The following is an 11,420-nucleotide window of genomic DNA, read 5'->3' as shown; positions in this document are numbered from 1 at the left end:
TTTCAATGATGCCGCTCTTCACCGCTTCCTAACCCGCATGCCGGAAGATGGCCGGGAACTGGAAGAGCGCAATGCAGGAATTCCTCATACCGGCAAAGCCCGATCTTCAGGCGGCGCGCGAGGCCTGGCTGAAGATGCTGGCGCGCGAACGCCGGCTGTCGCCCGAAACCGTCGAGGCCTATGAGCGCGACACGCGCCAGTTCCTGCATTTCCTGACCAGCCATTGCGGCGGCTCGCCCGGTATTTCCGACATCGCCGATCTGCGCCCGGCCGATCTGCGCGGCTTTCTCGCTGCCCGCCGTGCCGAGGGCGCCGGCGCCCGCACGCTCGGGCGCGGGCTGGCCGGCATCCGCTCGCTGCTGCGTTTCCTGGAACGGCGCGGCCTCGCCAATGCGGCAGGTGCGGCAGCCTTGCGCGCGCCGCGGCAGCCGAAATCGCTGCCCAAGCCGCTGACCGCAAGCGATGCAAAACACGTCGTCTCGGTGGAAGGCCAACTGGCGGAGGAGCCGTGGATTGCCGCGCGCAACGCCGCCGTGCTGACTCTGCTTTATGGGTCCGGCTTGCGGATCTCCGAGGCGCTCGGCCTGTCGGGCGCCGATCTGTCCTCGCCTGGTGATACTGTGCTGCGCGTCACCGGCAAGGGCGGCAAGACGCGGCTGGTGCCGGTGCTGCCGGTAGCGCTGCGGGCGATTGCCGAATACCGCCGCCTCTGCCCCTGGCATCTCGATCCCAAGGGCTTGCTGTTTCGCGGTGCCCGCGGCGGCCCGCTCAACCCGGCGACCGTTCAGCGCGACATGGCCAAGCTGCGCTCGGCGCTCAACCTGCCCGACACCGCGACGCCGCATGCGCTGCGCCATTCTTTCGCCACGCATCTGCTTGGGCGCGGCGGCGACCTGCGCACCATCCAGGAGTTGCTCGGCCACGCCAGCCTGTCGACAACCCAGATATACACCGGCGTCGACACCGCGAGGCTGCTCGAGATTTACGAAGCAGCTCATCCTCGTGCGTGATGGACGCTTGAATAGGTGACGATCTCGCAACAATTTTGATGCGCTGATTAACCGTTTTGCCGCTTTTTGCGCCTACAAGCGCAGCATGAAACGCCTCATCGCCATCGCCGACCGCGCGACCCAAGTGTCGCTGAAGCTGCTCGTCGCGCTCAACGCCCTGTTTTTCCTCTCCTTCCTCATCATCGCGCTGCTCGCCGCGGGCAAGGCACGCGCCGAGGCCCCGGCCTGCACCGGTACCGATATGCTGAGCGCGCTGCAAAAGAACGACCCGGCTGGCTACCGCAAGATCGAGGCGGACGCGGCAGCAACACCGAACGGCAAAGGCTTGCTGTGGAAGCTGGAAAAATCGGGCGAAAAACCGTCCTTCCTGTTCGGCACCATGCACCTTACCGACCCGCGCGTCACCACGCTGCCACCCGCCGCGCAGAAGGCATTCGATGCAGCTGGCACCGTCGTCATTGAGACCACCGAAGTGCTCGACAAGCAGAAGATGATGGCAGCATTGCTGAAAGAGCCGGATCTGATGATGTTCACCGACAAGACGACGCTTTCGTCGCTGCTGTCGCCGGAGGACGCGGCGGTGGTCGACAAGGCGCTCGACGCGCGTGGCATCCCGCCAGCGACCGTCGCCAAGATGAAACCTTGGTTGCTGTCGGCGATGGTGGCGCTACCAGCATGCGAAGTCGCCCGCCAGGCTGGCGGCGCGCCGGTGCTCGACGTCAAGCTTGCCAAGGACGCCGAGGCTGCGGGCAAATCAGTCGAGGGGCTGGAGACAATCGCCGACCAGCTGCGCGCCATGGCTTCGCTACCGATCGCCTTTCACCTGAAGGGTCTGGTCGATACGCTGAAGCTTGGCGACAAGGTGAACGACGTCAACGAAACCATGATCGTGCTTTACCGCCGTGGCGACACTGGCATGTACGTACCGCTGTTTCGGGCTGTCGTCCCCGAACAGGTCGACGACCAATCGGGTTACGCCGAATTCGAGCAGACCATGATCACCAGCCGCAACAGGGTGATGGTTGATCGTGCAGCGCCGATCCTCGCCCACGGCAATGTCTTCATGGCGGTCGGCGCCATGCACCTTCCCGGAGCGCAAGGCTTGGTCGAGGGTTTCCGCAAGACCGGCTATACCGTGACTGCCGTCAACTGAACAACACGGCGGAGTTGCACACCGAATCATCGCCAAGCCTGGGTCAACCCCTGCTCGTGGCGCGACGGCGGACCAGCCGCGCTTCGTGCCAAGAAACTGAAAAAGGTTCGGTTTGGCTCGATCGAACCCATTTTGCGGTGGAAATGCATGCCTGCAAGCGATTCCGGATCAGAATTGCCCTGTTTTCGGCGTTTTCAACGCCTAATGTGAAACTGATTCAACGATTGTACGTTGATGGCTATTACTTGATGTTTTTCATCCACGGAGGACACTTTTATGGCGAACACACCCAATCCGAACGACCCATTCACCTCGCCGGGCTCCGCACGGCCAAGCGGCGGCGGCAGCGGCTGGCTGATTGCCCTGGTCGTCGTTATCCTGGCAATTGTCGCCTATTATGTTTTTGGAAGACGTAGCGAGGCACCTGCGCCTGCCGAACCGCCCGCAGCCAGCACACCAGCTCCGGCCCCAGCGCCCGCCGAGCCGATGAAACCAGCCGAACCGGCTCCTGCGCCAGCTCCGGCCACACCCGCTCCGGCTCCCGCTCCGGCAGAGCCTGCACCCGCGCCGGCTCCTGCGCCAGCCCCGGCCCCGGCCCCGGCACCAGCACCTGCCCCGGCTCAGTGATCAAACTGCTGATTTGATATATGAACGGCCCGCTGAAAAGCGGGCCGTTTTGTTTTTGGGAGCAGCCGTCGAGCGCTTTGGACGTTTCAGCCAATCTCTAAGGTTTGCGATTCACCGCGTTTGCTCAGATATGGATCGGCTTGAAGAACGTCGCCAATGCCGCCTCCTTTACCGCTTCCGACATTGTCGGATGGGCGTGACAGGTGCGGGCCAGGTCTTCCGACGAGCCGCCAAATTCCATCAGCACGGCCGCCTCGTGGATCATCTCGCCGGCGCCGAAGCCGACGATGTGGACGCCGAGCACACGGTCGCTGGCCTTGTCGGCCAGGATTTTCACAAAGCCGTCGGTGTGCAGCATGGCGCGCGCCCGGCCATTGGCGCTGAACGGGAATTTTCCGGCCTTGTAGTCGATGCCGGCCTTCTTCAATTCTTCTTCGGTCTTGCCGACCGAGGCGATTTCCGGCGTGGTGTAGACGACGCTCGGAATCACGTCATAGTTCACATGCCCGGCCTGGCCGGCGATGGTTTCGGCCACCGCCACGCCCTCGTCCTCGGCCTTGTGTGCAAGCATCGGCCCGGCGATGACATCGCCGATGGCGTAGATGCCGGGCACGTTAGTCCTGAGATGACCGTCGGTCTTGACCCGGCCGCGCTCATCGACGTCGACGCCTGCCTCCTTCAGCCCGAGAGCGTCCGAATAGGCCCGTCGTCCCGTCGCAATCAGCACCGCGTCCGCCTCGATCGTCTCGGCTGCTCCGCCCTTGACCGGCTCGAAGGTAACAGTCACCCCCTTCCTGGCCTTGGCGACGGCGGTCACCTTGGCGCCCAGCCTGAACTCGAAGCCCTGCTTCGACAGCAGGCGCTGGAACTGCTTGGAGACCTCGCCATCCATGCCCCCCAGGATGGTGTCGAGGAACTCGACCACGGTGACCTTGGCGCCGAGCCGCGCCCATACCGAGCCGAGCTCCAGACCGATGACACCACCGCCGACCACCACCAGATGGCCCGGCACCTTGTCCAGCGACAGCGCGCCGGTCGACGAGACGATCACCTTCTCATCGAAATCGACCTCGACGCCGGGAATGCCGGCGACGTCGGAGCCTGTGGCGATGACGATGTTCTTGGTCTCGATCTCCTCGACCTTGCCGTCATCGGAGGTCACCGACACCTTGCCGGCCGCAACTATCTTGCCGGTGCCACGAAAACTGTCGATCTTGTTCTTCTTGAACAGGAAGGCGACGCCATTGACGTTGGCCGTTACCGTCGCATCCTTGTGTGCCATCATCTTCCCAAGGTTGAGCTTGGGCGCGCCGATCTCGACGCCGAGCGCCTCGAAGGAATGGCCGGCCTCGGCAAACATCTCGGACGCATGCAGCAGCGCCTTCGACGGGATGCAGCCGATGTTGAGGCAGGTACCGCCGAAGGTCGGGTCCTTTTCGACCACCGCCGTCTTCAGACCGAGCTGCGCCGCCTTGATGGCGCAGACATAGCCGCCTGGTCCCGATCCGATGATAACGACATCATAGGCCATGATACTGTCCCTTTTGCTTTAGCGGCCGCCGCCGATTTCCAGATTGGCGCCTGTTGTGTAGGACGCCTCGTCCGACAGCAGCCACAGAATTGCGGCTGCGACTTCCTCGGCGGTGCCGACGCGCTGCATGGGCACCACCTTGCGCATTCTCTCGGCGCGATCCGGCTGACCGCCGGAGGCATGAATTTCGGTGTCGATGATGCCCGGGCTGACCGCGTTGACACGAATGCCTTCGCCGGCCACTTCGCGGGCAAGCCCGATGGTGAAGGAATCGAGCGCGCCCTTCGACGCGGCGTAGTCGACATATTGACCCGGCCCGCCAAGCCTTGCCGCGATCGAAGAAACATTGGCGATGGCGCCACCCTTGCCGCCATGCCTGGTCGACATCCGCTTCACCGCCTCGCGGGCGCAAAGCATCGGCGCGATTACATTGATGCGCATCATGCGCTCCAGCCGTGCAGCGCTAAACTCGTCGACGCGCGCGCTCTGGTCGACCACGCCGGCATTGTTGACGAGCGCGTCGAGCCGACCGAAACGGCCATCGACAGCCTCGAACATAGCCAATACGTCCGTCTCGCTGCCGACATCGGCCTTGACTGTGAAGGCTTCTCCGCCAGCAGCCTCGATGTCGGCGACCACCGTTTCGGCGGCTTTTGCATTCGACGCGTAATTGACCGCAATGCGATAGCCGGCCTTGGCGGCAAGCCTGCATGTAGCGGCGCCAATGCCGCGGCTGCCGCCGGTCACCAGCAGGATCTTTCCGCTCGCGCTCATTCCTGACATCCCTTCAGGGCAAAGACGTCCCAGGGCACCCTGGAAAAGCCGTTGGCGCCATAGGCCGCCGACATCTGCAACGACGCTCCCAAGTCAGGCAGGATCAGCTTCTTCGGCGCATCCTTTCCTTCGCCCGGCAGCAACGCGATATTGCCCTGGTCGTCGGCAGTGTAGATGACGCCCTCCCACACGGTGCAGGCGGCGAGCTCGTCGCCGGTGACGTCGCCGGCCGGGCATTTGTACATCAGCGAGCCGTGCGGCCGCGCCACGCCCTCCGTCCACATGACGATGCCGTCGAGCACGACGCCGTTGTCGAGCACCATCTTGAAGGTATTGGTGACGGTAGCCGACTCCATGGTCGGCCTGAAATCGATCTCGGCGGCGTTCTCAGGATCGCCATAGACGGCCAGTTCGAGCGGGCAGGCGGCGAGGGCCGCGGAGACCGTCTGCACGCCGAGTGCGCAGATTGTGACAAACAAACCGGACCGGAAACGGCACGAACTCATCCGGCGGCGCAGATCCATGCTCCGGCCCACGTCGGCCGCCCCCTAGAGGTCGAGCACCAGCCGCTCAGGATCCTCCAGGCTTTCCTTGACCCGCACCAGGAAGGTCACCGCTTCCTTGCCGTCGACGATGCGGTGGTCGTAGGACAGCGCCAGATACATCATCGGCCGGATGACGATCTGGCCGCCGACCACCACCGGCCGCTCCTGGATCTTGTGCATACCCAGAATGCCGGACTGCGGCGCATTGAGGATCGGCGTCGACATCAGCGACCCGTAAACGCCACCGTTGGAAATCGTGAACGTGCCGCCTTGCATATCGGCGACGGAGAGCTTGCCGTCGCGCGCCGCAAGCCCCAGCCTGCCGATGTCCTTCTCGATTTCGGCGATGGACATCTGGTCGGCATTGCGCACAACCGGCACGACAAGGCCTTTCTCTGTACCGACGGCAACGCCGATATGAGCGTAGTTCTTGAAGATGATGTCGGTGCCGTCGATCTCGGCATTGACCGACGGGATCTCCTTCAGCGCATGGGTGACGGCCTTGGTGAAGAAGCCCATGAAGCCGAGCTTCACGCCGTGCTTCTTCTCGAACACGTCCTTGTATTTGCTCCTCAGCGCCATCACCGCGCTCATGTCGACCTCGTTGAAGGTGGTCAGCATGGCGGCGGTCGATTGCGCTTCTTTAAGGCGGCGCGCAATGGTCTGGCGCAGCTTGGTCATGCGCACCCGCTCCTCGCGCGACGCATCGTCGGCAGCGGACGGCGCGCGCGCGGCAACGGGTGCCGGTACAGGCGCGGCCTTGGGCATTTCTGCCGGCTGCGACGGCGCGCCCCTGGCGATAAGGTCGAGCACGTCGCCTTTCAGCACCTGGCCGCGCTTGCCCGAGCCCGACACCTGGTCGACCGCGAGATTGTGCTCGGCCAGCAGCTTTGCCGCCGACGGCGCCGGCGGCATGGTGCGTGTCTCGATCGGGCCGGCGTCACCGGCAATCTTGGCGGTCTCGGCCGCAGCCTGCTTGACGCTCGAGGCTGCAGTCGGAGCCGAGGCCTGCGACACCGCCTCCTGCTTCGTTGCCGGAGCGGCGGCGGCATTGGCTGCCGCGCCGGCGCCTGCCGAAATCGTGCCGAGCAGCGCGCCGACGCCGACCGTCTCGCCTTCCTTGACGGCGATCTCGGCGAGCGTGCCCGCGGCGGCGGCCGGCACTTCCACCGTCACCTTGTCGGTTTCGAGCTCGACCAGCGGCTCATCGGCGGCGATCGCGTCGCCGACCTTCTTGAACCACTTGCCGATGGTCGCCTCGGTGACGGATTCACCAAGTGTCGGGACGCGGATTTCGGTTGCCATTGTGCCTGTCCGTTTCTTTCGGTTCTGTTCTATTCACCAAGCGCGTCGTCGAGCAAGGCGGCAAGCTGGGCGAGATGCTTCGACATCAATCCGGTCGCCGGCGAGGCGGCGGCCGGCCGGCCGGTATAGCGCACCCGCTGATGCTTGGCGTCGATATGCGCCAGCACCCATTCGAGATACGGGTCGATGAACGACCAGGCGCCCATGTTCTTGGGCTCCTCCTGGCACCACACCATCTCGGCATTACGGAAGCGCGACAGTTCGGTGATCAGCGCCTTGGCCGGGAACGGATAGAGCTGCTCGACGCGCAACAAATAGATGTCGTTGATGCCGCGCTTCTCGCGCTCTTCGTAGAGGTCGTAATAGACCTTGCCCGAACAGAGCACGACACGGCGGATTTTCGAATCCTTGGTGAGCTTGATGGCCTGGCCTGACAGCAGCTGCGCGTCGTCCCACAACAGCCGGTGAAAGGCGCTTTCGCCCGACATTTCCGGGAGGGTCGACACAGCCCGCTTGTGGCGCAGCAGCGACTTCGGCGTCATCAGGATCAGCGGCTTGCGGAAGTCCCGCTTCAATTGCCGGCGCAAGATGTGGAAGTAATTGGCCGGCGTCGTGACATTGGCGACCTGCATGTTGTCTTCGGCGCAAAGCTGCAGGAAGCGCTCGAGCCGGGCCGACGAATGCTCGGGCCCCTGGCCTTCATAGCCATGCGGCAGCAGGCAGACGAGGCCCGACATTCTGAGCCATTTGCGCTCGCCCGACGAGATGAACTGGTCGAACACCACCTGGGCGCCGTTGGCGAAGTCGCCGAACTGCGCTTCCCACAGCGTCAGCGCCTTCGGCTCGGCCAGCGAGTAGCCATATTCGAAGCCGAGCACGGCCTCTTCCGACAACATCGAGTTGATGACCTCGAAGCCGGCCTGCGCCGCCGACAGATTGTTGAGCGGGATATAGCGTGTCTCGTCGCGCTGGTCGTAGAGCACGGAATGGCGCTGCGAGAAGGTGCCGCGCTCCGAATCCTGTCCGGACAGCCGGATCGGATTGCCGTCGAGCAGGATGGCGCCGAAGGCCAGCGCCTCGGCCGTCGACCAGTCGATGCCTTCGCCGGACTCGATCGCCTGGCGGCGATTGTCGAGGAAGCGGATGATCGTCTTGTGCGCCTCGAAATCCTTCGGCACCTCGGTCAGTTTCTTGCCGATCTCCTTCAGCGTCTTGACCGGCACGGCGGTCTTGCCGCGCCGCTGTTCGTCCTGGTTGTCGGCCGAGCGCAAGCCGGACCACGCGCCGTCCAGCCAGTCGGCCTTGTTCGGCTTGTAATGCTGGCCGACCTCGAATTCCTGCTCGAGATGCGCCCGCCAATCGGCCTTCATCTTTTCGAACTCGGCCTGGGTGATGTGGCCTTCGGAAATCAGCCGGTCGGCATAGATCTGCACCGTCGTCTTCTGGTTGCGGATCTTGCGATACATGATCGGCTGGGTGAAGGCGGGCTCGTCGCCCTCATTGTGGCCAAAGCGGCGGTAGCAGAACATGTCCACCACGACAGGCTTGTGGAACTTCATGCGGAATTCGATCGCCACCTTGGTGGCATGGACCACGGCTTCCGGATCGTCGCCGTTGACGTGGAAGATCGGCGCCTCGATCATCTTTGCCACGTCGGACGGATAGGGCGACGAACGCGAAAAGCGTGGGTTGGTAGTGAAGCCGATCTGGTTGTTGATGATGAAATGCAGCGTGCCGGCGACGCGGTGGCCGCGCAGGCCGGACAGGCCGAGGATTTCGGCAATCACGCCCTGGCCGGCAAAGGCGGCGTCGCCGTGCAGCAGCAACGGCAGCACCTTGGCACGCTCCTCCAGCGGCACGATCTCCTCGCGGCTGCGGCCGAACAAATAGTCCTGTTTGGCGCGCGCCTTGCCCATCACCACCGGATCGACGATTTCCAGATGCGAAGGATTGGCGGTCAGCGACAGATGCACCTTGTTGCCGTCGAACTCGCGATCCGACGAAGCACCGAGATGGTACTTCACGTCGCCCGAGCCTTCGACCTCGTCGGGCGCGGCCGAGCCGCCCTTGAACTCGTGGAAAATGGCCCGGTGCGGCTTGGCCATCACCTGTGACAGCACGTTCAGCCGGCCGCGATGCGCCATGCCGAGCACGATCTCCTTCATGCCGAGCTGGCCGCCGCGCTTGATGATCTGCTCCAGCGCCGGGATCAGCGACTCGCCGCCATCAAGGCCGAAGCGCTTGGTACCCTTGTACTTGACGTCGATGAATTGCTCGAAGCCTTCCGCCTCAACAAGCTTCTGCAGGATCGCCTTCTTGCCGGCTGCGGTGAAGGAGATCTCCTTGTCGGTACCCTCGATGCGCGCCTGGATCCAGGCCTTCTCCTCGGGATCGGAAATATGCATGAATTCGACGCCGAGCGTCGAGCAATAGGTCCGGGTCAGGATATCGAGCATCTGCCGGATGGTGCCGAATTCCAGCCCGAGCACATTGTCGAGGAAGATCGGCCGGTCGTAGTCGGCTTCGGTGAAGCCGTAATTCTCCGGCGACAGCTCGTTATAATCCTCCAGCGGCTTGGCAATGCCAAGCGGATCGAGATTGGCGTGCAGGTGGCCGCGCATGCGGAAGGCGCGGATCATCATGATGGCGCGGACGGAATCGCGCGTCGCCTGATGCACGTCGGCGTCGGAAAGCGCTGCGCCGTTGCCGGCTGCCCTGTCCTTGACCTTCTTTTCGATGTGCTTTTCGACCAGGCCCCAATTGCCGTCCAGCGCCGAGACCAGCTCGCCATTGGCCTGCATCGGCCAGGAGGGCTTGGCCCAAGAGGCGCCCTTGGCGTTCCTGCGCACGTCACCGGCGTCATCCTTCAGCGCCGCGAAGAAGTCCTGCCATTCGGGATCGACCGAAGCGGGATCGTCCTCGTAGGCGGCATAGAGCGCGTCGATATAATCGGCATTGCCGCCATAGAGGAAAGAGGTAAGCGAAAACTGGTCGTTGGCCTGATCTTGTCTTGCCATTTTTGTCCGCGGAGCCGCGCTCCGTCTCCTTTTCAGAGCGAATAGAGAGTAGCGAATAGCGAGTAGGGATTTTCCCTGGTTCGCGCCGTTACTCTGTTCTTACCTATTCGCTATTCACTACTCGCTACTCACTAACCTTTGATCGCCTCGACCAGCGTCGTGCCGAGCCGGGCCGGCGATGGCGAAACCTTGATGCCGGCCGATTCCATCGCCGCGATCTTGTCTTCGGCACCGCCCTTGCCGCCAGAGATGACCGCGCCCGCATGACCCATGGTGCGGCCGGCCGGCGCGGTGCGCCCGGCGATAAAGCCGGCCATCGGCTTGCTGCGGCCGCGCTTTGCCTCGTCCTTGAGGAACTGCGCGGCGTCTTCCTCGGCCGAACCGCCGATCTCACCGATCATGATGATCGACTTGGTCTCGTCGTCGGCGAGGAACATCTCCAGCACGTCTATGAACTCCGTGCCTTTGACCGGGTCGCCGCCGATGCCGACGGCGGTGGTCTGGCCGAGGCCGACATTGGTGGTCTGGAACACCGCCTCATAGGTAAGCGTTCCCGAGCGCGAAACAACGCCGACCGAGCCCTTGCGGAAGATGTTGCCGGGCATGATGCCGATCTTGCATTCGTCGGGCGTCAGCACACCGGGGCAGTTCGGCCCGATCAGCCGCGATGTCGAGCGGTCGAGCCTTGCCTTGACCTTGATCATGTCCATCACCGGTATGCCCTCGGTGATGCAGACGATCAGCGGGATCTCGGCCTCGATCGCTTCCAGGATCGCTTCGGCAGCACCCGCCGGCGGCACGTAGACGACGGAGGCATTGGCGCCGGTCTTCGCCTTGCCTTCGGCAACGGTGGAGAAGATCGGCAGCGTCTCGCCCTTGGCGCCGGTCCAGGTCTCGCCGCCCTTCTTGGGGTGGATGCCGCCGACCATCTTTGTGCCGTGATAGGCGAGCGCCTGTTCGGTGTGGAACGTGCCGGTCTTGCCGGTCAGGCCCTGCACCAGCACCTTGGTGTTCTTGTCGACGAGAATGGACATGATGGTCCTTTTTAAAAACCGTTGATCGGGGAAGGCCGCGCGCTCATGGTCACAACCGCTTCAGGTCGGCGACGGTGAGGTCGCTTTTGGCGTTGCCGGTGTTGAGCGTCGTCGCCGGCTCGAACATCAGCACGACAGGTTCCTCGCTCAGCGAGCGCGGCCGGTGGTCGACGGCGCGCGGCACGACGATGAACTCGCCGCTGGAAAGCTCCACCGTGCCGTCGCGGAAATCGATGGCAATGCGGCCGCGCAGCACGAGGAACGCTTCATCCTCATTGTCATGCGCGTGCCAGTCGAAGACGTCGCCGAACTTGGCGATCTTGACCTGGCTGTCATTCACGTCGCCGGCAATGTGCGGATCGAACGCCTTCTTGATCTTCGCATCGGCCGCTTCGACGAGGTTTATCTTATGCGGAGGCACAGA

At 63.6% G+C, this 11,420-nt stretch carries 10 protein-coding genes; 2 read left to right on the top strand and 8 right to left on the bottom strand.

The features are described from left to right. Positions 1-71: 71 nt before the first annotated feature. Both NKJ12_RS03270 and NKJ12_RS03265 read left to right on the top strand, forming a co-directional pair. A complete protein-coding gene (locus NKJ12_RS03270) occupies positions 72-1,010 on the top strand; it encodes a tyrosine recombinase XerC (protein WP_352701249.1) in 939 nt (312 codons plus the stop codon). 85 nt (positions 1,011-1,095) lie between these two features. Continuing rightward, on the top strand, positions 1,096-2,163 hold the full coding sequence (locus NKJ12_RS03265) for a TraB/GumN family protein (RefSeq protein ID WP_352701248.1): 1,068 nt from the start codon (positions 1,096-1,098) through the stop codon (positions 2,161-2,163). Positions 2,164-2,536: 373 nt separating this feature from the next. Here the strand turns inward: NKJ12_RS03265 and NKJ12_RS03260 are convergent, their stop codons facing one another. The 8 genes from NKJ12_RS03260 to NKJ12_RS03225 form a co-directional block, all read right to left on the bottom strand. Next, positions 2,537-2,884: a hypothetical protein gene (locus NKJ12_RS03260; RefSeq protein WP_352701247.1), complete on the bottom strand. Its 348-nt coding sequence runs from the start codon at positions 2,882-2,884 to the stop codon at positions 2,537-2,539. Between the two features lie 30 nt (positions 2,885-2,914). Continuing rightward, positions 2,915-4,321 carry a dihydrolipoyl dehydrogenase gene (gene lpdA, locus NKJ12_RS03255; RefSeq protein ID WP_352701246.1) on the bottom strand — a complete coding sequence of 469 codons (1,407 nt, stop codon included), beginning with the start codon at positions 4,319-4,321 and terminating at the stop codon, positions 2,915-2,917. A gap of 18 nt (positions 4,322-4,339) precedes the next feature. Continuing rightward, complete coding sequence (locus tag NKJ12_RS03250) at positions 4,340-5,095, bottom strand: SDR family oxidoreductase (RefSeq protein ID WP_352701245.1); 756 nt, start codon at positions 5,093-5,095, stop codon at positions 4,340-4,342. Continuing rightward, positions 5,092-5,547: a hypothetical protein gene (locus tag NKJ12_RS03245; RefSeq protein WP_502894229.1), complete on the bottom strand. Its 456-nt coding sequence runs from the start codon at positions 5,545-5,547 to the stop codon at positions 5,092-5,094. Before NKJ12_RS03245 ends, NKJ12_RS03250 begins: the two co-directional genes overlap by 4 nt. Positions 5,548-5,643: 96 nt before the next feature. Beyond that, positions 5,644-6,945: a 2-oxoglutarate dehydrogenase complex dihydrolipoyllysine-residue succinyltransferase gene (gene odhB / locus NKJ12_RS03240; protein WP_352701244.1), complete on the bottom strand. Its 1,302-nt coding sequence runs from the start codon at positions 6,943-6,945 to the stop codon at positions 5,644-5,646. 29 nt (positions 6,946-6,974) lie between these two features. Then, positions 6,975-9,962, bottom strand: coding sequence for a 2-oxoglutarate dehydrogenase E1 component (locus NKJ12_RS03235; protein ID WP_254817845.1), 2,988 nt, complete (start codon positions 9,960-9,962; stop codon positions 6,975-6,977). 131 nt (positions 9,963-10,093) lie between these two features. After that, on the bottom strand, positions 10,094-10,996 hold the full coding sequence (gene sucD, locus NKJ12_RS03230) for a succinate--CoA ligase subunit alpha (protein ID WP_352691069.1): 903 nt from the start codon (positions 10,994-10,996) through the stop codon (positions 10,094-10,096). A gap of 49 nt (positions 10,997-11,045) precedes the next feature. Then, positions 11,046-11,417, bottom strand: coding sequence for a cupin domain-containing protein (locus NKJ12_RS03225; protein WP_352701243.1), 372 nt, complete (start codon positions 11,415-11,417; stop codon positions 11,046-11,048). Positions 11,418-11,420: the final 3 nt, after the last annotated feature.

The organism is Mesorhizobium sp. M0195, from assembly GCF_040322115.1.
Lineage (GTDB): Bacteria > Pseudomonadota > Alphaproteobacteria > Rhizobiales > Rhizobiaceae > Mesorhizobium.
This window is presented reverse-complemented; position numbering and strand designations above follow the sequence as displayed.

What these genes read in the sequence shown, in the direction of transcription:
- NKJ12_RS03270 (WP_352701249.1), top strand. Translation starts at nt 72, where the DNA reads ATGCAGGAATTCCTCATACCGGCAAAGCCCGATCTTCAGGCGGCGCGC.
- NKJ12_RS03265 (WP_352701248.1), top strand. Translation starts at nt 1,096, where the DNA reads ATGAAACGCCTCATCGCCATCGCCGACCGCGCGACCCAAGTGTCGCTG.
- lpdA (WP_352701246.1), bottom strand. Translation starts at nt 4,321, where the DNA reads ATGGCCTATGATGTCGTTATCATCGGATCGGGACCAGGCGGCTATGTC.
- NKJ12_RS03250 (WP_352701245.1), bottom strand. Translation starts at nt 5,095, where the DNA reads ATGAGCGCGAGCGGAAAGATCCTGCTGGTGACCGGCGGCAGCCGCGGC.
- odhB (WP_352701244.1), bottom strand. Translation starts at nt 6,945, where the DNA reads ATGGCAACCGAAATCCGCGTCCCGACACTTGGTGAATCCGTCACCGAG.
- NKJ12_RS03235 (WP_254817845.1), bottom strand. Translation starts at nt 9,962, where the DNA reads ATGGCAAGACAAGATCAGGCCAACGACCAGTTTTCGCTTACCTCTTTC.
- sucD (WP_352691069.1), bottom strand. Translation starts at nt 10,996, where the DNA reads ATGTCCATTCTCGTCGACAAGAACACCAAGGTGCTGGTGCAGGGCCTG.